Origin of the sequence: Shewanella sp. 6_MG-2023 (genome assembly GCF_030547195.1) — a bacterium.
Taxonomy (GTDB): domain Bacteria; phylum Pseudomonadota; class Gammaproteobacteria; order Enterobacterales; family Shewanellaceae; genus Shewanella.
The window spans coordinates 277,806-304,061 of sequence record NZ_JAUOQU010000001.1 but is presented as its reverse complement, the minus strand read 5'-3'; the positions used below and the strand labels follow the sequence as shown (position 1 = coordinate 304,061).

The 26,256-nt window shown below is 38.9% G+C and carries 14 protein-coding genes; all 14 read right to left on the bottom strand.

Annotation, left to right across the window (positions count from 1 at the left end):
* Window positions 1-69 precede the first annotated feature (69 nt).
* The 14 genes from Q4533_RS01245 to Q4533_RS01180 all read right to left on the bottom strand — a co-directional run bounded on the left by Q4533_RS01245 (window position 70) and on the right by Q4533_RS01180 (window position 26,178).
* Window positions 70-1,452 (bottom strand): hypothetical protein, encoded by a 1,383-nt coding sequence (locus Q4533_RS01245; protein WP_303501470.1) that lies wholly within the window; start codon window positions 1,450-1,452, stop codon window positions 70-72.
* Between the two features lie 241 nt (window positions 1,453-1,693).
* Entirely contained in the window at window positions 1,694-2,614 is a 921-nt protein-coding gene (locus Q4533_RS01240; RefSeq protein WP_303501467.1) for a hypothetical protein, read from the bottom strand.
* 8 nt (window positions 2,615-2,622) lie between these two features.
* Window positions 2,623-3,807 carry a glycosyltransferase family 2 protein gene (locus Q4533_RS01235; protein WP_303501465.1) on the bottom strand — a complete coding sequence of 395 codons (1,185 nt, stop codon included), beginning with the start codon at window positions 3,805-3,807 and terminating at the stop codon, window positions 2,623-2,625.
* Window positions 3,804-4,841, bottom strand: coding sequence for a hypothetical protein (locus Q4533_RS01230; protein ID WP_303501463.1), 1,038 nt, complete (start codon window positions 4,839-4,841; stop codon window positions 3,804-3,806). Before Q4533_RS01230 ends, Q4533_RS01235 begins: the two co-directional genes overlap by 4 nt.
* A gap of 1 nt (window position 4,842) precedes the next feature.
* Window positions 4,843-6,861 (bottom strand): rhamnan synthesis F family protein, encoded by a 2,019-nt coding sequence (locus tag Q4533_RS01225; protein ID WP_303501461.1) that lies wholly within the window; start codon window positions 6,859-6,861, stop codon window positions 4,843-4,845.
* Window positions 6,861-7,931: an HAD family hydrolase gene (locus Q4533_RS01220; RefSeq protein WP_303501458.1), complete on the bottom strand. Its 1,071-nt coding sequence runs from the start codon at window positions 7,929-7,931 to the stop codon at window positions 6,861-6,863. Before Q4533_RS01220 ends, Q4533_RS01225 begins: the two co-directional genes overlap by 1 nt.
* A gap of 224 nt (window positions 7,932-8,155) precedes the next feature.
* Window positions 8,156-9,169, bottom strand: a complete 1,014-nt coding sequence (locus Q4533_RS01215; protein WP_303501456.1) for a hypothetical protein — start codon at window positions 9,167-9,169, stop codon at window positions 8,156-8,158.
* Window positions 9,169-10,359 (bottom strand): sulfotransferase, encoded by a 1,191-nt coding sequence (locus Q4533_RS01210; RefSeq protein WP_303501454.1) that lies wholly within the window; start codon window positions 10,357-10,359, stop codon window positions 9,169-9,171. Before Q4533_RS01210 ends, Q4533_RS01215 begins: the two co-directional genes overlap by 1 nt.
* Window position 10,360: 1 nt before the next feature.
* The gene (locus Q4533_RS01205) at window positions 10,361-11,590 is read right to left on the bottom strand and encodes a glycosyltransferase (protein WP_303501452.1); all 1,230 of its coding nucleotides are present in this window, start codon (window positions 11,588-11,590) and stop codon (window positions 10,361-10,363) included.
* On the bottom strand, window positions 11,583-13,370 hold the full coding sequence (locus Q4533_RS01200) for a glycosyltransferase family 2 protein (protein WP_303501450.1): 1,788 nt from the start codon (window positions 13,368-13,370) through the stop codon (window positions 11,583-11,585). The genes Q4533_RS01205 and Q4533_RS01200 overlap by 8 nt, the downstream gene beginning before the upstream one ends.
* A gap of 131 nt (window positions 13,371-13,501) precedes the next feature.
* The gene (locus Q4533_RS01195) at window positions 13,502-14,491 is read right to left on the bottom strand and encodes a DUF563 domain-containing protein (protein WP_303501448.1); all 990 of its coding nucleotides are present in this window, start codon (window positions 14,489-14,491) and stop codon (window positions 13,502-13,504) included.
* Window positions 14,492-14,541: 50 nt separating this feature from the next.
* Entirely contained in the window at window positions 14,542-16,539 is a 1,998-nt protein-coding gene (locus Q4533_RS01190) for a hypothetical protein (protein ID WP_303501445.1), read from the bottom strand.
* Window positions 16,540-16,696: 157 nt separating this feature from the next.
* Entirely contained in the window at window positions 16,697-21,265 is a 4,569-nt protein-coding gene (locus Q4533_RS01185; RefSeq protein WP_303501442.1) for a hypothetical protein, read from the bottom strand.
* 353 nt (window positions 21,266-21,618) lie between these two features.
* A complete protein-coding gene (locus tag Q4533_RS01180) occupies window positions 21,619-26,178 on the bottom strand; it encodes a hypothetical protein (RefSeq protein WP_303501441.1) in 4,560 nt (1,519 codons plus the stop codon).
* Window positions 26,179-26,256 lie beyond the last annotated feature (78 nt).

Sequence of the window (26,256 nt, the reverse complement as noted above, 5' to 3'; positions counted from 1 at the left end):
AACATTTCCCATCACGCTGAAGTCCTTAACAATTTCTGTAGAAACCGATATTTTGAAACTATATTAAGTTTATGTCTTAGAAGACTTACTATTAAAAAAGCGTTTCTTAGCACTCGATATTCTTTGCTTAATACTACTTTTAGGTGTAGCTACCAAGTCTTTTTTACGACTCATCGCTTGATAATAAGCGTTTATTTTACGAATAATCAGAGGACGTTTAGGGTCGATATGATAAGCGGTTTCAAAAAACTCATTGGCAAGCGAACCATGTCCACGTTGCTCAAGAAACAATCCTACTTCACGGCAAACATCAACTCTATTTTTCACTTTAGGACTAAGCAGCGTATTAGTTAACTGCTTATGATCTTTGTATTTTTCATCGAAACTACGTCCGTTAGTTTCAACATTGAAAAGTGAATAAAAATCAGCACAAGGCAAGATATAGTTCTTATTGCCACTAACCTGTTGTTTTAAAATGTTAAATAACAATGGATGATTTTGCTTTATATGCAATAAAACTAGCTCAAGTTGTTTCAAGCTGGTTGCTTGTTTTTTAAATACTCTCTGGTTTAACGATGCTAATTCATCTCTAAAGTTACTTAGGTGAGATAAATTATATTTCCCAATAAAGACATCCATTTGCTCTAATAATACTAGTTTATGCTTGCTGAATGTGACTGGCGACATCAAGCTGTAATTAAATTCACCCAATTGATAGGCTTGCAAAGCCAAGTCCAGTTCAATCGAATTATTTTTATCCAAGAAAAAATTAGCATTCCTCTTAAATTCTAAAGCTTCAAGACTATAGGAACTATTTACTTGCGTTGACTCAACCTGCAATGTTTCAACACCTACTACTTTTAGTAAATCTTGAATGATGTTGCCTTTAAAAAATTGGCTATTTGAGTAAGGCTGAATAGTAATATTTATTTTTTTCTCGTGTTCAAATAAACTCGTAAGTACTGAAAACACTTTAAAATTGACTGTTTCAGGCAAACGAAACGGTTCAATGTTCTGCTGCCTTTTTACACTCTGATTGTAATTAGACTCTATTAACTCAAGAGGGTTTCTTAAGTAAAAGACAAATTCAGCTTCTGGGAAAACTTTGTGAAGCTCAACGACTCGGAGGAAGAAGAATTCAGATGAAAGCAGTAATATATTTTCAGACTTATTAATAAAATCACGCTTTAAAGACGCGACTTTCTCCGTATTCAACACCAGCATACCCGAGCTTAAGCGGTCGTAAATCGAGTATAAATTACCACTGCTGACATTATTAGTATCTATTTCATGCTCAGGGTAATATATCCCCGCTGAAGATAGGGCCTCACAATTGCTATTCAACCAATGTTGAATAGCTGAGGTACCTGTTTTACCTGGCCCTGCGTGGATAACAATTCGTTTATTCATCTTATTCAACTGCATAGTGTGGGTATTAAAGTCACTGCTCATTTCACTGTAACCTAACTCGCTATTAACGCTTGACCGGCATTCTCTTAAATAGGCTTTGATTTGCTTGCCTTAAAATTAGCGATATCGGAATTATCCGATATTAGCTAGCATTAAACATTTTCAAGACTCCGTTGTTTTACATCCGTCGCAATCTCTTACCATTTATTTTGCTAATGCTTTTCTATATTCTGCTAATTTTTAAGGGCTAAAGGCCCTTTCGGTCTAAACTTTTTCGCCATTTTCATGAGGCAAATGCCAGTTTAACATCAAACTTTTCGGCATTAATGGCTGAGTCCCTAAAAAAACTAAAGCCCTGAGAGGGACTTTCAAATAACTTTGTAGCATTCACTAACTCAAGCATATAACTTGCGTCAACTACAACATCATCAAAACGAGGGGATTTAAAACAACCTGATAATGTTGGGTAGTGCTCAATAATTCGTGACAACACTTCTACATTTATATTGTCTATATTGGTTGTGAGGTACAGTGCAGAATCCTGTGAGCCTTCAATCATTTTGTATTTAGCAGAACAACTACGAGGCATAATTAACGTTTCAGAGCCCTTCAGTAAAGCCATACACTTGAACCAGATATCATCAGCATTATCCGCAATTGATTGAAATACATCTGAGTTGATAACTTCGGTATCTAGGCTGCCACTAGGGTATAGCACGCCACCATAACCGATTGGCACAATACTAAATGGTGCTAATAAAGGCTCTTTGTTGCTTAATAAAGGCCACTGTCCATAATGTAAAAATGCACCTGCTTCATCGGTTCGAATGACTCGACCTCGAGCAGCAATAATCGCTTTCGGTTTTTGTTGATGATAAGACAACAAGTCACCAACAATATTGCTTGATAACACAATATCATCATCAAAAGTGATTATAGTGGCAGTTGGGTAAGCTTTTAAGGTCGGTACAAGCTTTTTATAGCTTTTATAATTAGCACAGAAGTTGATTTCAAATAATTCATCTTCCAATAAGCTAAGTTGCTTCGGCAACTGCTCATGTGTCAATTCAGTTTCGTCTAACCATAATATAATTTTATCAACCGGCGTATTTTGCTCTTTCAAAGAGGCAATCACCTTATGAACAACATTAATTCGTTCAGAGTAAGATGTTAAAGATATGATTACTGGTGCTGTAGATTTCACAAATACGCCTATGCCTGTTGTTTCATTGATAAAAATTGCGTTAATTTTTTATTGATTAACGGCCCTTTAGGTCGAATAGCTTTTGCTAAGGTTATCAGCGCTATTGCTTCATCAAGATCCTGAGGCTGCGCATCTAAAGCAAGGCGAATTAATAAGTCCACATTAGTCGGTTCTGACTTAACAAGGTTTTCTCTATGTTGCTTAAAGGCGGCTAATACTTGGGGATCTGAAACCCCCTTAAACAATCTCAACATCAAGCTATAATCCAGTGCTAAATGCTGCGGGATATTAGCTATGGACAAATCATAACGCTGACGTACAAACGCCTGAGACTCATCCGCCAACCCAACGATATTAGTATCGACAATGAACTTTTCATAGCTTGATTGGTAATCGTTATAAGCGGTTTTATCTAACGCTACCGACGCCGTGTTAGCCGTTATTTTAGGGTAGCCTCTGCGATTGCTTTTATAGGCAAAACTATCGCCAGGGCGACCTCGATACAGTAAAGAGATGTATTCATATTGTGAGCGATGAGCACGATGATAAATAAAACTCGACTTTAAAAAGTTCACTGATTTATCAAGTGCTTGCTTTACCTTTTCTTGAGAAACAAACTTAGTTTTATCAACTAGCAAAGTCTCAACGTTATTTTTAAATACAGGTAAATGATGGCGAAATTCTTTAATTTGGATATCTACTGGCAGTAAGGTCTTTACAAGAGGAGATAGATTACCTGTCAGTGTTCGTGGCAGTCGACTAAAAGCTGCTGCCGTTGGAGTGCAATCATTTAGCCACTCAAAAGCAATTGGCACCCCCTGCGGGAATCGCTCTATAATTTGATGAATGGATGAAGACAGTTTATCTAAGATCAAAAACTCATCAATGTCTAAAAAAAAGATATGAGTAAAATCTTCAGCTTCCTGACACTGATACATTGCTTGGGAGTATGTAATAAATTGAATATGCTTACTCGCCTCTGGGGGGCATTGGTCAACCCAATCAGCAGTTCTCCAAGAAACATTAGGGTATTTTTCACAAATACTCGTCAACACTGCTTGACTACTATCAGTTGTCCTATTAATGAATATTTCTATTTCATCAAAGCCTACAAATAAATGGTGATGCACCCACTCAGGAATATAAGTAGCTTCATCTTTAGCTATTGCGACTAGCTTAACTTTATAGCTCATACTTTATCCATTTTGCTTTGTAATGTTAAAATCATATCCATTTGCAATGCTGTAAGATCTTCTAATTTTTGTATTTTTTCATAGAGAGCTGCAGTTTCATCACTATTTTCTGTAAGAGGTTTTAATGACAGTACTTCATCGAATGGAATTTTAGGGAAATAGCGTTTAGCTAACAATTCATTAGATTCTTGAAACTTGTCATATAACAATGAAGTCAATTCTTTCGATAAATCATGACGATACTTTGTATTAAGCAGTTTATCTGAATTAGGACAAAGCGCTGTAATACGCTCTTTCACTTTCTGGTCATGAATATCACTATAAACGTCATTAATTCTCGATAAGGAATGACACATAGCACTGCTTAAACCAGAATTGCTATCTTGGATATCCATATTCAAGTTGTTGACGTTGATTTGAGCCCTACTACAAAAATCGAATAATAAATTCTCTTTAACCAAATACTTTCGGCTTAATGGAAAAACTTTTACCATCTGTTCTGGGTAATATTTTTTTAAGTGCCTAGCAATAAACAGGAAATCGCCAAACTTAGTTTTCGACATTTTCTTTATATAACTGTCTAAACTTTCACCCGCTTTATGACCCCATTGCTGCCAAGCAGAGACCAATAAAGAGTCCTGTTTTCGAATATAATAAACGACTCGGACTGAAGAAAATTTACGATTGAATAACTCGTGAATTGATTTAGTTTTCTCACTGGAAATCGCGTTTATTAGATTTTCAGCAGAAATAATAACCCGTCGACAGCCTTGCTCTTCAGCACTCGAAATCAATTGATCTAATTTGGTTTCTAACTCAGCAATGTTGATCTCACCAGATTGAATCTTTGCAAGGTAATCTCTAGGCGTCTGAGTCAATTGAAATTGATATTGGTCATCATTAGGGAAGTTGAAGTTTACATCAGGCAGAAAAATACCTCTTTGACGGAATACTTCCCTATTGTTATAAATAAAATCTTGGATCGTGGTAGAACCACATTTTGAGTGACCCGGGTGTAGCACTAAATCAACCATTCTACTCACCTAAAAACGGAAAACGCCCAAACTGGCTGACTAAAGGACCCCATTTAAGGATCTCTTGCTCATCTAACGACTTGTTTCCAGCAAAAGGATTATCCCAGCCAGCGGCATGCCATTTATCCAATGGGTTTAAAATATGGAAGTTATTGAAACCAAAGTCACCCGGTATTTGTGAATCTGCTACGGCATTATCACCAACGTGAATGAATGTTGCAGGTTGTGCTATCTCTTCTTTGAGCCAAGCCCACATGGTGCCGCTGTCTTTACGAAGACCTGATTCACTTGACACAATCAAACGATAGCCATTGGCTACCCCTGCTTTTTTCAACATCATAGTGACTTGATGTTCAGTATAATAGGTATCTGAAATAACCATGACTTCTTTGCCTGTCACAATGAAATGATTGATGATATCTACCATTTCATTTTTAGGTTCGATCATGTCAAGATCATAGGCGAACTCTAATTGTGCATTTTCGTTAGCAAAATCGTCATTCCAACCCAGTGTTGCACCTAACTGCTGATAGGTTTCAAAAATGGTCACATCACCAACAAAGTTTTTCTGCTTACGGACTTCAAACTCTGCTTGATTTCGCGCTGCAACAAACTCATGGGCATCTTTGACGACACCGTCACTGACTAATCTTTTACCCAATAATAGCTTGGCATAATCAGGTACAAAAAAGCGCCGCAAGACTAAGGTATCAAAAACATCGAAAGAAATAGTCTCAAATGGCTGTAACTGGTTTCTAATGCCTTCTGCACTGTTTACATAATTCGCTAATATGTAAGATTGATCATAAGTAAATTGACCCAGAGGAGGATAATAGAATAGCTGTTTATAGCCATTTTTTTCAGCCAGTAAGCCGACACAGCGTTCAAGGGCATGTAATTCAGAACCATCATTTGGCAAAGGTTCTTCAGGGAAGTCCTCATATTGATAGTTCACCTCTAACATCTGCTTTAATGCTTCAGGTCTCGCCCAAAACATTCCACCTGCGGGGTAGGTTAAAAAGTCAGAATCAATAGATATATCCCATTGATCAAGCCACTTTTTAGCGAAAGGTTTGTTTTTCAACCAATGGTTAACCCAATTCGGCATCATCCAAAATGAAGTCGGATAATACATGCCGCATTTAGGGTCTGCAGAAAATTGATTTAATACTTGTTTAATAACATGTTTATCATTAAGTAGGTATTCACCTAAGTAATCAGCCCACTGCGTCTGTTCACGGCCAGAATACAATGATTTTTTAGAGTGTAAATGGCAAAACAAATCGTACTCTAGCAGCGCTTGAGAAAACTCCACTAGCATTGGCCCAAAATTACGACCTCGGTTAGGGACAACCTTTACTGTTACCTTGTTAACAGTTTCTAAGGCTGATAATTGCTGTTGAACAGAGTCGATAAACGTCTCATCGCTGACGCTAACAAACACATCAACATTACTTGGGAAGTTCGTTAAACACTGCTTGTAATAATCAACAAAGTCTTGATAAAAAACATGTAAACAAATTGCGATTTTGAATTCGGTTATATCGCCATCAGCACTTATTTCAATAGGCTTATTTGGACGCCATTTGGGCGCTGCAGGCACTGAAAAACGCCCTTCAGCAGCTCCTGAAGTTAGGTAATGAAACAGTGGGTTTTCACCAGAATGATACACATCAACATTGGCTTTAAAGTAAGTTTCAGTGTCAAATGCCGGACTTGGATTTACATTCGAAAAAAGTGATTTTTTTGCAAAATCCTCAAACGCTTCAAGTTCACAACTAAACGTTCTTCTTTGATGGTTGCTATACCACTGAAGGTCAAATAATCCATGACTCTTTGCTAAGTGCAACATATTGTTTAATTCAGCTTTGGTATAGCTTTTCTTAGCTTTTAAAGGCTTGTAAGAACCCGTCTGAATAATATGTTCAAGCTTTTTAGCAACCCTAAGCAATATCTCGTTCTGTTTGATAGTGGCAGCTACGCGAGGAAATTTATTATTAATAATACTTCTGTAATTCATTATTTTAACCCAAAAAATTGTAAAGCGTCTACGGTTCCATTGCCTGTTACATCATCATCAATAGCAAACAAGTGATGACTAGATCTTGGGATCATATTGGGCTTTTCCACATATTGTGTGAGTAATTTTTCCACTTCGTCATGGCGATATTCAATTGCATTTTTTGATGCCGTGCTCACAAATGAAATGGCGCCATTCATTATTTGTGTTAAGTCATGAAAATGCTTTTGCGCACTCACTTTGCGTCCAAAATAAAAATCGTAACCCTTTCCATTAATCTGGTTAATACGAATATCCTGAAATTGCCCCTGAGGCGCTGTCAGTATTGCCTCTAAAAACATTGAACGATCAAGGGGGGTGTAGCCCTCGCCCATTTTCTTACCTTCTTTGAGGTAACCAATCATGTTCGCTTGTCGATTTTCGACCTTGATAGCGCCAGGTTTCGAAGCAATTAGGTAGTGCCCTATGGTTGGTTTATCAAGCAAAATCGTCATTAGCTTTTGGATGGTGCCGGAGTAACCCACATCAACAAAGTTTATGGTTTCTAATTCGAACATCCCAAGTTCAGCTAAATACGCTAAATAGGCTCGCTTAGTTGGGGCAATTATTTGCGAAAGCTTGCTTTGCTGGGTTGTTAATAACGTTTCTACATCAGCGATATCATTTGGTAATGAAATCACTTTATTAAGTTCTTTTTCAGTAAAAAACGATGACACGGTCGCGTTACTGAGCATGAAACGTGTTCTAAGCAACTCTTTGAGCGAGCCATCAAAACTGAAGTCTAATGAATACGCATAACTTCGGGGATCATCTAGCATCACTTTAAACATAAAAGCTCTAGACACGAGCAAATACTCACTATTTGGAGTAATTTCTTGCGAGCTACAGTGCTCAGAGTATGCCTGCTGAAGCCAATAACCTTCTCTCGCCAAAAAGAACAACTTGTCATTTTTTTGCTGAGAATAAGTCGCTAACTTATTGGAAAAAAAACTTAATAAAGGGCCTATAAACGTTGCCCCAAAATGCGAGAATTGCGGGATTGGTGGGTTTAACTCAGTACAATTTGTCATATAAAATCTAGTTCACTATGTTGATGTAGCCCCGAGCCATAATAGCTAATCGTTCAAATTAGCCGGCAAATACTACCTTGTATTAAAAGGGGAGTAAACGAATCTAATGTTCAATCTACAATCTCGTTAATTAAATAAAAAACAGCGTTTACAAAACAACCAAAAACAACAAAAAGGGCAACATCCTCAACCCTTTTCAAAATTGTTAACTTATATATTAAACATTAATCGGTATGGGTATCATTAAAGATTGCCATCATCAAACGGATCAAATGTTGACGACTAATAGACACTGGCGTCTCTTGCAAAGGTTGATGTAATTTTTGCTCAATAAATAATTGATCTTGATTTAAATACTCTTTAGCAACTCTTTGGTTAGAGTCTTTGTAAAATGCCTCAATTTCAGTCATTTGCTTGGTGGTGATCAAACCTTCAATACTTGCTGCCTTTGGCATGGCTTTAGGCAATAACTGCTCGCATTTTTGCAATAACTTGTGTCTATGATAAGGGGGTAGCCCCTTCGCTTGCATGTTAACTAACCTGGCAACCTCTAGCATTGCTGGGCCCCATTTCTTATTTTCATGTACAGTAGCGAGTTCCAATGAATTAAGGTCATTTACGCCAATCAAGGATAAAAAATCGGTACAGACATCACCGTTAAGGCTAGCTTTATCATAAACTCTAACAATGATAGATTTTTGTTCAAAATGGCTCGACCATAACCCCAATAACTTATGATAATCGTATCGAAAAATCTGTTGTTCATGAGAATCAAATGCTTGCGAAAATGTGAGATCACTACCCGATTTTATTGAAGTGGAGTAAGACGATTCAATATAACCTTGCTGAGGTCTGAGATAGATAACAATGTCTGGCTCTATATTCAGTTTATCAAAAAATGCTTTCATGTATGAAAGCGCTTTATGGCGTAATCGAGAGCTAAAATGTTCTGCGCTTAATACTATAGTTTTATCTGGGTTTGCAGTAATACACCTTGCCAGAGCATCCCAGTAAAAGTCTTGTTCGTGTTCAACCTCTGGTAAAAACTCCATATAGCGTCCATTGTTATCTAACGGATGCAGAGCATTGACTAGGTCGAAGTGAGCATCATCTCGAGGACCAATATGAGGATAGATAATACCTTGCTTAGCTAAATTGGCACGGTTTTGCTGTAAACACTTTTGAATACTGGTAGTACCCGTTTTTTCAGTGCCAATATGAATAATAACCTTGGTCATTAGATGATTTCCTTCACACTTTGATCATCAAGGAAATACTTTTCATCGACGCTGTAATTTTGTAATTTCATTTCTTTGCTACAAACATCTTTGAATTGTAAAACCTGTGCATCTGTCCAACCAAAATCAGCAAGTGATTTAGACTTAGAAGCTTCTTTTGACGTCTGCTCAGGCTTATCATCAGATGCTAATTGTTTGAATAATACATTACGTTGGCGTGGGGTTAAATCAACCAAAGCAGCAACGTCATTAGCGACTGTCTCAGGTAAACAAGCCATATTTAACTGGTCAACTTCAATAAACCATTGGCTATGCTTGAGTGATTGAGTGATTTCCTGCTTGGTTTTTCTCCACACTACAAAAGATTGCTTCCATTGCTTAACATGTTGTTCAAACTTCACTTTAGGAAACTTAATCAACCGAGATTGAATATTTTCCATGCCTCTTCTTTTACAAAATATCACTTTAGCATTTGGCCAGGCCATTAATGCTAAAGGAAGGCCAGCTAACATTGGAATTCCCGGTGTTTTATCTAAATGCACTAGGTCACCATAATATAAACGATAAAGTCGTCTCAGCACATTGAGCTGCTCTGCTAGCATCAATGTTTTAGGAATGGCGTTTACTAAATTGCCCTTTATGTTGGCTGTGCGAGATTGCTGAAAAAAACTATCTGCGGTTTCCATCAACAAATTAACGCCCTGCACAGCATGTGATTCACCGTGTGCATTAGCTTTTAATGCTTTTCGACAAGCTTTTCCCAAAGCCGACGTGCCTGATCGAGGCGAACCCACAACAAAGACGACTTTTTCAGGTAACTTAACAGGCTGAATAAACCCTGTTGCTATGGTTTGTTCAACATTATCACCATCCACAGTATCAATTTCAGCTTTGACGACAAAATGTAAATCCTCAACCAAATCTCTCTGCGATAATTCAATATCAAAACGATATGGATTCATCTCAACACCGAGGGATAATTGCTGAGTGAGGTTTTTTGCTTCAGTTAGCTTGAGCTTGGAATCTAATACTGAACTATCAAATAAATGATAAACATTAATCGATTTAATAAGTTTGGTAGAAATTATTCGTCCAGCAATGCTGAGCGCAGGTTTAGTTAAGGTACCAACCGAAGCGGTATTCAACACAACATTGTTATTGGTGTCGACATCAATAAAAAAACTATACATATTAATGATTAACCAACTGGTTAGTTAGTTTATAACTCTCTTGAAATGAAAGTGGTTTAGCGATATTTTTTACTAATGTCGCTTCAATACTTTTATCTAACAATATCGTTTGAAGCGTTTCAGCAAGTGATACCGCGCTTCGAGATCTAAAATGCAACCCAGTGACATTATGCTCGACCTTTTCTTTCATTCCGCCTATATCGCTGACGATAAGCGGTTTGCCATGGCTGAATGCTTCTTGAATAACCATTGGCGAGTTTTCCCACCAAATTGATGGCACTACGACCCAATTCACATCTTGTAAAATGCCACCTAACTCATGGGGCTCGTAAACACCATGCATACGAACAACATCAGATAATGCTCTCAATTGTTTATAAATTTTCTTTTTAAACTTATCTGACTGAGTCGTAAAATTAGCACCATGAATTTCAATAAGGCATTGTTGGCGTAATTCAGAAGGTAGAAGTAACAGCGCCTCCAGCAATACATCGATGCCTTTAAACGGGTTAATCTGACCAATATAAGCAATACGAACTTTGTCATCATTTTTTACATTAGCAGATGGTATATCAACGCACTTTTGCCCATTTTCAATCACATGGATTTTTTCTGCAGCGATTCCCCAATCGATATAACGTTGGCGTAAGAAAGCCGATGGTGCAACAAAGCTATCAACCCACTGAAAACAATTTTTAATGTATTGCTTACGCAAGAAGAAATCACCTGGAGACTTTTCAGGGAAACAACTATTACATTCTCGGGTTCCTGATTCAAAGCAAAGTTTTTTATCCTCGCCTGTTTTAATCATTAAGCCTGCGTTATGACAAATCGCATAATACTCATGTAAGGTAAGCACTAACTTAGTATTAGGTAAGACCTTTTTTATAATGTTAAGTAACTCAATGCCTAATAAAAAATAATGATGACAATAAATAACTTCTGGCTTTAACTGCATTAATAAGTCAGCAAAATCCCCCCACAAGTGACGCGTTTTAATGTTTGAGAACAGAAAAAAGTCATCGTGAGTGGTATGAAACAGCATTTCTCGCTCATTTTTGATGGTAGAAAAAGCAGCACCACCATGGGGTTCTACGGCGGTTCTTGCTAAAAAATAAGCATCATCACCTTGATTTAAACACTCTTTATAAAATTGATAAGCGGCTTGCTCACCGCCGCCTTTATTAAACTCTGGATGGCCATGGGCAATAACAAGTACTTTCTTAGACATGATTTTGTTTAACCTCTTCGATTGCATGACCCCATTTATTTTTTTGATATAAGCCATTTAGCAATGTTAATTTGTATTTCCAGTCGCCACTATCAACAAGATTTTGTGATAAACGCTCAAGGTGAAATAAGGTCTCTTCAGTATCTAGATAAATTTTCTTTTGTTGTTGATAAACCTTTAAACAAAGATCTGAATCTTCAAAATCACCGAGAATATAACGGGTATCAAAGCCTTTAATAGATTGATAAAAATCTTTTTTAAGCAACATACATGCCCCCGTCACTAATTCTGCTTGTACCGTTTTATCTTTATTAACCAGTTGTGAGGGCATCCCTTTATGGGGGTGAAAATTCATCCATATACCGGGGTAATAAGCATCTTGGCTAAACTCCATGCCAATATGTTGTAAAGTATTATCCTCATACAGTAACTTGGCGCCTAAAATACCGACATCTTCTAACGTATTAAACTTACTCACAAGTCGACTTAACCAACCTGACTCACTTGGTAAAACATCTGAGTTTAGCGCAAGTACATACTCACCACAGGCATGGTTAACCCCAAGGTTATTTGCTCCAGCAAAACCTAAGTTCTTACCTGCATACACAGTTTTAAAAGGCATTGAGTAAGTATTAAAAACCCCATGACAAGTGATATCAAACTCGCGTGCTATTTTAGGATCATCCAGCACATAAATAATCTCATGGTTAGCCATGTCGATATCAGTTAAAAACATGGCTATTTGGTGCTGAATAAAATCATAGCGACCATAAATAGGAATGATGAGTGATACCACTGGCGATTGAATAGCGTCACCAAACTGCTGAACCTGAGGAGTTGCACCTTCCATCAATCGCTCAGATTGCCAAATATCAGCAAGATGTTTTAACACTGCAGGTTGACCTTGAGAGAAAAAACCTGCTTGATGAACATCAATAAGCGCCAAATAAGCTTTTAGTATTTCGAGTTTTGTCTGCGCAATTACATGATTTGAAATCGTTGCAGATATCGAGTGACCACCATCTATATTCAATGTAACGGATGTGGCATCAAATTCATCGGGTAAACGACAAGCACAAACAAAGCCAGCCTCATACTCTAATGATAAGTTAAGTTTTTCGTTAAGGTCATGACGAATAAAACGATAACATTCAGTAATCTCAATTTCGTTACCGGCAGCATCTGTAACCACAACATCACTAAGAGGTTTATCCGTTAATGCCCAGCCCTTAAAATAAAAGAGGTTGTTGTCTAAGATAAAACAATCATCAAAAAAATGTTCTATTTTAACTCGCCGAGCTTCATGAATATTACTTTGAGCTTGCTCAGACAATGCTTCTGCTACCGCATCTTCACTTGCAGGTTTAGACGATATGATCGCCTGTAAATCTTCAACGAATAATGTTTTAGCATCACCTAAAGCATTAAAAATCACCTCAGGGTTATTGATTAATTGCGGCTGTAATGTAGAGGTATTAAATTCAGTGCTATCGATTTCTAATATTAACGCATCCAACTCAACGTCGCCGCTTGCAACACAAGCAACAAAGCCTTTTACAATAGCCTCTTCTGGTAAGCCAAGGGCATCTTTTACGTCTGCTCGTTCAAACGCCTGCCATTTAGATAATAATTCAGTTTGATCCTGTGACAGTAGCCTAATGCGTGGATTTTCAGTCTGGCAAACTAACCAACCTGACATCGTCCAGACACCATCGTTATAAGAAACAAAATCTAGATGCACATTGACATCGAGTTTAGGTGATACCATTGATTCTGACACAGAATATCCTTCTCAATTAAACTAGTACTAATAAAACTCAAGTTAGCAAGCTAACTACTTTAACAAATTACCAAACCTAAATCAGAGTAAATGTAAAACTTCAAAGCAATTTAACCTCAACAGCCTATTAATTAGCCAAAGTGTTTTCTAAGCCAAGTCTTTACATGTGGAATGTTCATTCGAGAGATTTGCTTCTCTTGATTTACAACTTCTCCAACGAATGGCAGCACTACACCCTGATGCGCATTTAACCCATTGCAAATGACTTGATTACATTTTATTCTGCGTGGACTTCGTGGGCCGCAAAGGTTGATGACCTCGCCATTTTCAGGCATAAACACACAATTATGTAAGCCTGACCCTTCAAGACCAGCCATTATTTTTGCCTGGGAAAATATCTCAAGTTGTTTCGTAAAACTGAGCTCTTGAGGGTGAATAATAATAAAACCATGTTCAATAAAAGCTTTTTCAATTTGAGCTTCATTCAATACTTTTCTTTTGCGTTTCTGAACTGCCGAACGAGATAAATAAATGCGTTGATGAGGCTCTTTTTGGCTAGAGACATGGGATGTAAAAATACTTTGATAAGTATCGATATAACTAGGGTGAGCTTTATTAACAATATAGAATTGTGAATTTGGTACAAATAAATACTCAAAATAAGTATCCTCAGTCACAATATGTATTTTATCTAAATCAATACCAAACGCACTAAAACAGGCATTAGCAAGTGATGAGGTACCACTTGTTTTTCTAGGAATAACAAATTCATTAAAAATAAAGCCATCATAGTCAGCTTCTTTTGTCGCCCATAATCGAGACAGCGTTTCCAACAAAAAATGACCATAATGCTCTGTATAAAAGCCCAAATATAAATATCGTCCTTTCTTAACATTGTTTAACGCAAGTTCATTAGGCATTATTGATTTGGGCGATAATTGTGGAAATGGTTGGGGTCCAGTATGTGCAGGATCCTGCCTTAAACCGTTCTCGACTAGCTCGCCATCTTGGCTATACACTCCACCAGTAAAGGTTTTATCAGTACGGTTTACATTTGTAGGTACCACCCTGCCATTTTTCACCGTTTGAACATTTAAGCTATAGCTATTAATAAAACTCACAATACACCCTTTAGACTTATCAACACTGCATATTCACAAACAAATACTTTCTAAATCATATCTTTATATTTTATAAAAATAGCATCTTTAGCTTTTATTGTTATTGTATCCTTTTTCTCGTATTTCCTATTATCAATTAACAAGTTCTTTCTTTCAGTAAAATCAGCAATATCTAACAATATCGGCTTTCTAAAAGGATTAGCAATAACAAGTCCGTTTTCAAATTCTCTATACATCACTTCTGCTCCTGAAGTAATGCTTAAATCTGAGATGTGTATTTCTTCAGCATCAGACTCAAACTGTAAATTGTTTAAGCCTGCTTTTAATTGTTTAAAATAAAATCGGCTTTCAAACACGTTATTACCACTCCAAGTCATATTTTCTTGGCTTTGGTCTTCATTGGGCACAATCGAAATATATCTAACCTGGTCGGTTCTAGGTGTTAAATGGGTAGATTTAGATTTTGTTTGCATTACTAGCACAACATCATCAGCGCTGGCTAAAGAGAAATGACAAGAAAACTGTAAGGTTCCAGTCCCTATACGCTTAATAATTTTAACTTTTTCACTAGACTCATCGACTGAAAAATTTTGTTTATCATTAACAATGATACAATTCTTAGGCTTATTATCACTAATTTTGTAGTACATAGGAGGAGATATTACTTTACCAAGCCAACTATTATAATTTCGTTTCCCTCCCGTTAATTCAGGCCAATTATCAATTTTTTTACCTTTTGGTCTATAAGCTGGGGCAATGGTTGCATCCATAATTAACGCCGCAGCGACCCTCAATTTTCGAGTATTCTCTGTTGGCGCAACAGAAGAACCTTTTTTTGAAGGTAATTCTCCTAATTTGATATAACTAAAACAAGGAGAGTAGCAGTTATCATTCCAAAATAAATGCCTATTCATCCCTGATGACCATTGTTCTATTTCTGGGTCCCAATGGCTTGGCCAGGTTTCACTTTCAATCCCATTTAATAGCCCAAACTCTCGCTGCTGGTTGAGCTCATTACCATCAGCTAGCAGAAGTTTATTATCACCCAGTTTATGCCTCAATTGGGTTAAAAAATGGCGAACGCCGATACGATAATTATCAGCAGCCTGATTATCTAACGAGCTAAATTTGCCATCAAAATTATAATCAATTTTATCTTTCCTAGACTGGTGTTTAAATCCTCTGTAGTCCGCTAATACATCAAATTCTATTCCATCAAATGAAGATAACGGGCCATCGCTACTCATATAACTGAGTAAATTATCAGCTAAAGCTTGCGCCATTGACTGACTATAATCGGCTTTACTTCCTAATTGAGTAAAATTATAACGCCATAAGGATTGCTCGCTCCCTTTAGCAAAAGGGGCTTGTGCAACATGTGGCGCTAAATAGGCTTTACCTTTGTCAAATGAAAGAGGCTTGGTATTAAATTGCCCGCGTGCGACAGTAATTGAACTTTGCTTTTTATTGATAGAGACTAATTTAACTTGCTCAACTCTCTCCCAGTTAAGTTTGCCATCGGTCGTTCGGGTCACAATAGCAATATCATCATTGCCTTTATTGCCTCGTCCCCATCCCTGCTTAAATACATCTGTATTGTTTACTTTTATGTCAGTGGCATCTGGAGATGACGTAATCTTACCTTGCGCGTCAGTTCCAACAAAGTAAGTCCAATCATGGTGTTTAAAAGCATCTAAATCAAAACGAGGATCTCTGGCATTACCATTGAAATGCAATAACATCATTTTTTGCGGGAATTCTTGTTTATATTTAAGAAACTTCTTTTGAGCCTCACCACTTCTTCCGGGGATTTCTTCATCTAAAACCTTAACGACCATGCCATCAAGTTTTGACCAACGGTTTTTCCATTTTTCATAGGGAATGGTTTCATTGGCGGCGCTGTTTTCTGCATTTCTAAAATAAATACTTTTGGGGTATTCCTCTCCCATGATCGTCAGTGATGATAAGTCACTACTCATCACTGCAGATGATGTCACACTAAGTAATATGAGCAAGCAGTAACTTATTCGTTTAATACACGTCATCATGTTCAAGTCCTTATGAGAGTAAAGGCACTCAATATACCAAGATTACAGTGAGCTTGCTTATTCTTTAGCAAAAAAAAGCTATCTGTCGGTTGAAAAGTTCAACCTCACAGATAGCTTTTTAAGTATGACATCAGTTTAGCTTTATAAAGACTAAAACCTAATTAATCACCTGTGAACTTAGCAACTCAAGACTAGTGCCTTCTAGTGCTGTAACAGTGCGTAACTCTGTAGATTGGTTAATACCTTCAATAACAATATCCATCACCCCATCTTGATTGATATCGCCATTGCTCAGTGATAAACCTTCCCAGCGCCCAGTTAAGGTATAACGGCCGTATTCCGTCAGTGCTTTACCGTCTTTAACAATCAACTGCACAGTCCGATTGGTTTTGGTGTAACCCAATAAACCATACTCATTAAAGCCATCATTGTTTAAATCGCCAAGTTCTTTGACTTGAATATCTTCCCAACTTGCTGGCCAACTGATATTGGCAATGCGCTCATTCGCTAACGCACCGTCATTGATACGTAAGAACACTTTACCCGTATTAGGGTTTGTTCCGACAACGGCCACTTCACGTATGCCATCTTGGGTTCTGTCACCCACCAGCATTGGCTGCACATCGACTAAGTCATTAGGCCAACTAAAGGTACGGATTACGCCGCGTTTATCATGGCCTTTTTTTACCAGCCATTGATAACGACCATCATCTTTACGCTGACCAAATTGGCCCCAGTCTATGGTGCCATCACCATCAATGTCATCCATTTCAACTAGCTGAATATCATTCCACAGCTTATTCCAGTTATAGACATCCACTTTTGAATTGGCATCTGCACCATCATAGATAAACAACTGCCCTTTATCTAAACGAGTGTGGCGACCATATAAGGCCACTTCAGGCACATTATCAAAGGTAACATCAGTCATAGTCACAAAGCTTAAACGGTCCCATAAGTTAGGCCATTTAAAGGTTTGATAAGCCGCTTTAGTCGAGCCATCTTTTACCACTAACTGTCGAGTACCATTACCCAAATGCACCCCGCTAATAGCGTACTCTTGAATACCATCTTGAGTTAAATCAGTTAAGGCTTCAAAACTCACTTCACCCAAAGTAGCAGGCCAATTCCAAGCACCAAACTTACTTCCCGAGGTTGCGTCATGCACCACCAATTGGTAACGATTAGCTGCAGCATCAAAGCCAAATACACCAATCTCTTCAACATTGTCATTGTTACGATCTGCCAAGATTGAAACACTTACGTCATCATAACTGTGAACAATACTAAAATTAGCTATTTCAGCGTTATCGACACCACTTAACAAGTTTATATCAACACTATTATCAGTTAGCGTATATTTCACCCAATCGTTGACACTGTCTCCATTGGCATCATTTACTGCCACTAATAAATTAGGTACACCGACAATAATATTCTGATCAAGTGGATCACTGCCTGATGCGACTTCATCGTAATCAGAAACACCATCGCCATCACTGTCACTATCAAATGGATTGGTGCCATAAGTAAACTCTTCAAGATTAGTTAACCCATCATTATCGCCATCCATTTTCGCATCGGTCGCTGATGTTGGATCAAATCCATTGTCAACTTCATAGCCGTCAGGTAGTCCATCGCCATCTGTATCAGCAATTAACGGATTAGTATTCGCGATGTACTCCTGATAATTGGTGAGTCCATCATTATCAGGATCACCATTAACATCACTATTAGAGAAGGGGTTAAATCCAAATCGATATTCCCAGCCATCAGGCATACCATCTTGATCGCTATCTAACACATCAAGGTTTAGGGGCAGTACAATATCGGTTACCCAAACCGTATCTTCTAACTCGGCTGACTCGTCATCCTTTTTATAATGCCAACTTAAGGTATGTTCACCTGCATCAATGTCGAACACAAACACTTGCCATTGGGTATCACCACCTATGAGTGTGGTTTCTTGTAAGGTACCATCGATTTGGAAATAGAATTTATCGAATTCTTCTGTTGAGGTTTTTACCGCGAAAGAAAACATACCTTCATTGAAGCTTGCTGACTTGGTAAAAATATCCTCGCCATTATCGACTTTTGTTGTTGAATTTAGTGCAAAGCCACTTCGAGAATCTGAGTTGGAGTCTCGCTGCCAACCTGCATTGTTAAACTCATTGAGTTCAGAGGTGCTAGCAAAAGTGTATTGGGTGTAAATGTCTCTTGTAGGAATGGAACTGGCTGAATTATCATAGCTTCCTGCGGTATATTCAAAACTTAGCAAGTACCCATCACTATCACTGTCTTCATATCCAGTATTGGCATGCCAAGGACTACTGCCATTAGCAAGTTCGTAAATATCATCATAGCCATCATTATCATCATCGCTATCGGCGACATCCCCTATACCATCAAAGTCATAATCCTGAATTTCGGTCTCGTCATACGGGAAAGCATCTGCAGCATCTGCAACACCATCAAAATCTCGGTCAAGGTAACTATATTGAGTTGGGACAAGAGAAGTTTTGGTTCCATTCGGCGTATTGACGTAACCCCAAATATACACATCACCATTTTCTTTAATACCAATAGCACTGTGTTCAGTAAGCGCAATTGATTTCCAGCCACCACTGATAAACACTGGTTTATTGACCTGGTCTTTATCACCCTTGCCTAATTGACCATATTGATTTCGACCCCAGCCATATAATGAACCATCGGTTTTAAGCGCTAATGAATCGTATCTAGAAACCACCGCCATGGCCCAGTTTGTCTTGGTTCCTATTTGTGTCGGAACGCTAACATTATCGGTATGATCTAGCCCTAATTGCCCATAACGATTATAACCCCAACTCCAAAGGCTGCCATCTTGCTTTATAGCCAATGTATGCGAAGCACTTGAACCTTGAGCTAAATAAGACCAATCTCCGCCAGCATACAAAGGCGCAGGGGTTTCCTCATAACTAGAAGTAAAACCTCTTCCCAACTGACCTAAGTTATTGTAACCCCAACTCCATAGGGTACCGTCTTGTTTAAGTGCTATGGTAGACGCTCTCAATAGTGATACAGAATACCAATCACTATCACTGCCTAGCCTAACTAAGGTTTGCGGATCATTACGACTACCATCCCCTATTTGACCGTAATAATTATCCCCAGAAAGCCACAATTCACCCGTTTGAGTAATTGCTGCCAGATGAGCACCACCAGCACTAACAAAACTCCATTTGTCATCACTAACCTGAATCGGGCGATATGCTCGCGTTACATCAGTAGAGTCAAACATGTTATCGTTATTGTCGCCCCAGCCCCAGAGGGTATTATCATCCTTAATGGCTAAAGTGAAATCACTGCCGCCACTGGCCATTTGCCAATGATTAGTGGTGGCCAGCACTGGCGTTCCGCGAGTTGAACCGCTGACATTGCCATCACCCAAACGGCCACTGTTCCTATTTTGACTGCCCCATAACAGGCCGCTGGCGTCCAGATGTAAAAAATGCACATAGCCTGCACTCACGGCAGTTGCTTTATGGATCATCCGATAAGAAATTGACTGCGGTGTCCACTCATCTGCGCTAGACCCTGTGCCTTGAAGGTAATCACCAGCATCCCCCCATGCCCACAGGGTGTTATCATCTTTTATGGCAAAACTGGCAAAAGTTGAGGCTGTTATAGTTTGCCAATCTGTGGCGGTGCCTATTTGAGTGGGTATCCCTTCTGTGGTGGTAATATTATTACCAGAACTATTTTGCCCTAAACCCAACTGTCCGTCACCGCCATAACCCCAAGACCAAATACTGCCATCACTTTTCTTACCAATCACGTGGTAATAACCCACACTCACATCCACCCAACTGTCCGTATCTATGACTACCAGGCTATCTAGCCTACTGTTTTCACCAAGCTGATTTCTGTCGCCGTAGCCGACGCCATATAATATGCCATCCTCATCGATCACAAGCGTGTAATTTATTCCCGCTATCGCCTTGAGCCACTTCTTACCGGTAATGATTTGCTTAGGCTCCAGCACGTCAACGGTGCTGCCATCACCCAATTGCTTATAATAATTATCACCCCAAGCCCACAAATCACCATCTGTAGATACAGCAACTGCATGGGTTGCAGAATGACTGATGGAGCTAAAGCTTTGCTCCTCTGCAATGGCTTGAGGCAAACATGCATCTTCGGTGGTGCCATCAGCCAATTGACCATTTCCATTAAACCCCCAGCCCCATAACTTGCCATTTTCAGTCATAGCAATCACAGTTCCAGTTGTTGAGGAATAATATGCTGACGTTGTAGTAACAATCTCGGTGAAAGGAGTTTGATTTTGGGCATTTATTGCAGCAGGTAAATAAACCGTTGTACCACTTTCTAGCCCTTGGCCAAGTTGGCAGTTAACATTTTGCCCCCAAGTGTAGATTTCGCCGTCTTGATTAAGGGCTAAGCTACTAGAATAGTTCGCGCGACCAAGAACCCATACTGTCGACTCCTGGTCATCTGGTAACAACTGAGTTGGATAAGTATAATAATTACTGCCCATTTCACCGGTGCCAAATTCACCGGCATTATCACCCCAGCCATAGAGGCTACCATTTTCACCAATGGCAATGGCATGATCATCACTGGCAGAAATATCGTAAAACTTATTAATTTTCGAAGCTGAAAAGCTAGGTGCTGTAATCCCTAAGCCAATCACTAATGAAAGAAAGTATGTGGATATTTTACTCATAATAAATCCCTTTAATATATGGTTAGCTTAGGACAGCCATTAATTAAAGACACCTATTTAAGATTATAAAAATTGACTAAATACACTAGCGGCTATTAATTGAATATATAACTACACATTCAATCACTTAACCAATAGGCTGCACAGTATAGCTACAACTAATCAATGATTTTATTCAAAAGACATCAAACTAATAAAGTCCATTCTTAATAGACAACATTAGTTGCAAAAATATACTCCAACAAGTTTACTCAATAAATTTCATACTAGTTTTAATTAAATCAATAAAAAGTGCCACAACAATGTGGCACTTTCTTATTACTATTATGATTATAAGTTAGTTAGTTTAATAATTAATTAATAGCACTACTACTTATTTCCAATAAATCACTACCATCTAACACCGTAATAGTGCGTAGTTTGGTACTTTGATTTATCCCTTCAATAATAATATCCATCACACCATCTTGATTGATATCATCATGGCTCAGTGATAAACCTTCCCAGCGGCCAGTTAAGGTATAACGGCCGTATTCCGTCAGTGCTTTGCCATCTTTAACAATCAACTGTACTGAACGGTTAGTTTTGGTGTAACCCAATAAACCATACTCATTAAAGCCATCGTTGTTTAAATCGCCAAGCTCGTTAACTTGAATATCTTCCCAATTGCCTGGCCAGCTAATGTTGGCAATGCGCTCATTCGCTAACGCGCCGTCATTGATGCGTAAGAACACTTTACCCGTATTAGGGTTTGTTCCTACAACAGCCACTTCACGTATGCCATCTTGGGTTCTGTCACCCACCAGCATTGGCTGCACATCAACTAAATCATTAGGCCAACTAAAGGTACGGATTACGCCGCGTTTATCATGGCCTTTTTTTACTAGCCATTGATAACGACCATCATCTTTACGCTGACCAAATTGGCCCCAGTCAATGGTGCCGTCACCATCAATGTCATCCATTTCAACTAGCTGAATATCATTCCACAGCTTATTCCAGTTATAGACATCCACTTTTGAATTGGCATCTGCACCATCATAGATAAACAACTGCCCTTTATCTAAGCGGGTATGACGACCATATAGTGCCACTTCAGGAACACCATCAGCACTGACATCGGTCATAGTCACAAAGCTTAAACGGTCCCATAAGTTAGGCCATTTAAAGGTTTGATAAGCCGCTTTAGTCGAGCCATCTTTTACCACTAACTGACGAGTACCATTACCTAAATGCACCCCGCTAATCGCGTACTCTTGAATACCATCTTGAGTTAAATCAGTTAAGGCTTCAAAACTTACTTCACCCAAAGTAGCAGGCCAATTCCAAGCACCAAACTTACTACCCGAAGTTACGTCATGCACCACTAATTGGTAACGATTAGCTGCAGCATCAAAGCCAAATACACCAATCTCTTCAACATTGTCATTGTTACGATCTGCCAAGATTGAAACACTTACGTCATCATAACTGTGAACAATACTAAAATTAGCTATTTCAGTGTTATCGACACCACTTAACAAGCTTATATCGACACTATTATCAGTTAGCGTATATTTCACCCAATCGTTGACTCTGTCACCATTAGCATCATTTACTGCCACTAATAAATTAGGTACACCGACGATAATATTTTGATCAAGTGGATCACTGCCTGATGCAACTTCATCGTAATCAGAAACACCATCGCCATCACTATCACTATCAAATGGGTTGGTGTTTTGCAGATACTCTTCTAGGTTAGTTAAACCATCGCTGTCATTGTCTAACAGCCCGTCAGCAGCAGAGGTTGGATCTAAACCCATTTCCACTTCATAACCGTCAGGTAATCCATCGCCATCTGTATCAGCAATCAGCGGATTAGCATTAGCAATATACTCTTCAAGGTTAGTTAAACCATCTTGGTCAATATCATCACTTGCATCTGTTTTCAAGAATGGGTTTAAGTCATAAGTATATTCCCATCCATCAGGCATACCGTCGAAATCCGAATCTAAAACATCAAGATTAAGTGGCAATACGATATCAGTTAACCACACGGTATCTTCAAGCTCAGCGGTTTCATCATCTTTTAGGTAGTGCCAGCTTAATGTATGTTCGCCCGCTTCAATATCAACAAGTACGACCTGCCAACCATGCTCACCTGATAGCACAGTGCTGTCGACGACTTCACCATCGATTTCAACATAAAACTCATCAAATGATTCAGTTGACACTTTTACTGAGTAAGCAACGACCCCACTATTAAAGGCTGCGGTAATCGATACGATATCTTCAGCATTATCAACTTTAGTTTGTGATGCTAGTGCCACACCAACCCTCGCATCATCAACCGGCTCAAGTGCCCAGCCGTGTAAATTAAAGCTTTGTAAATGGGCTGCCTGTTCAAAACTATATAACTTACTCGCTTGTGGCGATGGGATAGATTCTGCGGCGTTATCAAATGTACCAGCAAGGTACTCAACGGCTAAAGGGTAACCATCGTTATCAATGTCATCTGTTTGACTATCTACACTCCAAGGACTAGAACCATTACTTAGTTCATATACATCGTCAAAACCATCGTTATCATCATCAAGGTCGGCATTATCACCAATACCATCAAAATCAAAATCCATGTACTCAGAGGCATCATATGGGAAGGCATCAGCCAAATCAGCTATGCCATCAGCATCACTGTCAGCATAGCTATTTTGGATAGGTGTATTTGACGAAGATGCGCCAGGTAGTGCCAATTTCCCCCATGTGTAAACATCGTTATTATCTTTAATGCCAACAGAAAACTCCTCTGTGGCAGCAATAGATTTCCAGCCTTCACTTATATACTTGGGCTTTAAGATTAAATCATCAGTGCCACCAGCACCATCACCTAATTGAGAATGCTCATTTCGCCCCAAGCCATATAACCTGCCATCTTGCTTAAGCGCTAGCGAATAATGCCAACCAACAACTGCGCTACCCCAATCATTTTTGGTGCCAATTCGAGTAGGGACAGTTACTGCTATATCAGTATGAGACAAACCTAATTGACCATAGCGATTATAGCCCCAACCCCATAAGCTACCATCGGATTTAACAGCCAACGTTTGCCAGCCAGAAGCACCCTGAGACAAGGTTTTCCAATCATTGCCTAAATTTAACGCCATAGGTGCTGATTCATATTCGTTTACATAGCCTAAACCAAGCTGTCCACCTTCGTTATACCCCCAGCCCCACAAGCTACCATCATTTTTCAATGCGATTGTGGTCGCTTGAGTAGCACTGACCTCTCTCCAATCTGTATCAGTTCCTAGCTGTGTTAAACCATTTGTGTCAACTTGGTCTCCAGTGCCTAACTGACCATAGTAATTATCACCAGCAAGCCATAAACTGCCATCTGTAGCAATAGCTGCAAAATGCGACATTCCAGCGCTGACAAACTGCCAATCTTTATCGCTTAGTTTGATAGGTCGAGTAAAGTATGAGTCACTGGTATTAGCTAAAATCTTATCGCCATTTTCACCCCAGCCCCAAAGCTTACCTTTAGCATCTATCGCGACAGTAAAGTCACCACCACTGGCAACCTGACTCCACACTTTTGATGATATTGGAATTGGGCTAACAGCTCGACTACTGGTATTTTTACCATTCCCTATACGTCCACTTCTTTGAGATTGTCCACCCCACAGCTGACCTTGGGCATCAATTAGCATAAAGTGCTCATAACCTGCGGACACAGTTACCGCTTTGTTGGTGACTTGATGGTACAATGAGACAGGTAAATATTGGGAGCTATCACCTCCATCACCTAAAGCATCGAAAACATTGCTTCCCCAGGCCCATAGCGTATTATCTGTTCGAATAGCGAAGCTTCTTTTGTCATCCATAGCAACAGTAAGCCAACTGTTCTGTGATGGGATTTTTGTCGGCGCACTAACGCTCTTAATACCGCTACCTAAACCAAGTAGTCCGCTGGAGCTATATCCCCAGGTCCATAGATTGCCACTGCTGTCTTTAGCAATGACATGGTTTGGAGCAACCTTAATTTCATCCCACTCTTGGTTATCATCAACCAATGTCCAATCGGAAAATTGTGTTTCATCTGCAATACCTGAAACTAAATTATCAGCGACCCCACGGACATACAAAACACCTTGAATATCAATGGCAAAACTAAATTTATCGCCTGCAGCAACTGTTTTCCATTGTTTATTGGTTTGAGTATTGACTGGGATATTACTCTCATAATCATCATCAATATTATTATATTGATCATTACTATTTCGACCCCAGCCCCAAATTTCACCAGCGTCATCAATAGCCAATGTATGGGTGTTTGACACTGAAATAGCGCTAAACTTTTGCTCAGAAGATACTTTAACAGGGGAGCATTGTTGCTCATTAGAGGCATTACCTAATCTACCATAGGTGTTATTACCCCAAGCCCACAACTCGCCACTTTCTGTCAGGGCAAATGCACTCCCAATTGAATATGTAAAATTAGAGCCAGTAATGGCAATAAAAGGAGAGTCAGTTTCGATATCAAGGTATGCTGGAGTTAGGGTCAACGAAGTGTCAGTTTCACCCTGGCCGGTTTGGCAATTAGCATTTTTTCCCCAGCTCATCAATTTTCCGTCATCTGTTAGTGCAACAACGCCACTGGAATTTGCAAAAGCTTTTGTCCATACAACATCCAACTCACTGGCTAATAAAGTGGGCACTTTGTAGGCATACTCATCCATACCTTCTGTACCAAAGCGAGAGTGAGCATTAGTGCCCCAGCCATAAAGCTGTCCGTCTGTTGTCACCGCAACTGAATGATATGTTGAAGTAGATATATCTTGAAAGGTTTTGATACTTGAAGCGCTAGCCGTTTGCGGCAAAGCAAATATTGCGCCTAAGGCCATAGACACTAAAGCAGATTTACGATTCATATTGTAATGAACTCCATTTCTTTTAATCCTTTTACTGAAGGGTTTTATTAATAATGATTGAGCAATGGTTTGAAATAC

Excerpts from the sequence above, each read along its gene's own strand:
- Q4533_RS01205 (WP_303501452.1), bottom strand. The coding sequence starts at position 11,590 with ATGTCTAAGAAAGTACTTGTTATTGCCCATGGCCATCCAGAGTTTAAT.
- Q4533_RS01210 (WP_303501454.1), bottom strand. The coding sequence starts at position 10,359 with ATGTATAGTTTTTTTATTGATGTCGACACCAATAACAATGTTGTGTTG.
- Q4533_RS01180 (WP_303501441.1), bottom strand. The coding sequence starts at position 26,178 with ATGAATCGTAAATCTGCTTTAGTGTCTATGGCCTTAGGCGCAATATTT.
- Q4533_RS01245 (WP_303501470.1), bottom strand. The coding sequence starts at position 1,452 with ATGAGCAGTGACTTTAATACCCACACTATGCAGTTGAATAAGATGAAT.
- Q4533_RS01215 (WP_303501456.1), bottom strand. The coding sequence starts at position 9,169 with ATGACCAAGGTTATTATTCATATTGGCACTGAAAAAACGGGTACTACC.
- Q4533_RS01190 (WP_303501445.1), bottom strand. The coding sequence starts at position 16,539 with ATGATGACGTGTATTAAACGAATAAGTTACTGCTTGCTCATATTACTT.
- Q4533_RS01185 (WP_303501442.1), bottom strand. The coding sequence starts at position 21,265 with ATGAGTAAAATATCCACATACTTTCTTTCATTAGTGATTGGCTTAGGG.
- Q4533_RS01235 (WP_303501465.1), bottom strand. The coding sequence starts at position 3,807 with ATGAGCTATAAAGTTAAGCTAGTCGCAATAGCTAAAGATGAAGCTACT.
- Q4533_RS01220 (WP_303501458.1), bottom strand. The coding sequence starts at position 7,931 with ATGACAAATTGTACTGAGTTAAACCCACCAATCCCGCAATTCTCGCAT.
- Q4533_RS01225 (WP_303501461.1), bottom strand. The coding sequence starts at position 6,861 with ATGAATTACAGAAGTATTATTAATAATAAATTTCCTCGCGTAGCTGCC.
- Q4533_RS01230 (WP_303501463.1), bottom strand. The coding sequence starts at position 4,841 with ATGGTTGATTTAGTGCTACACCCGGGTCACTCAAAATGTGGTTCTACC.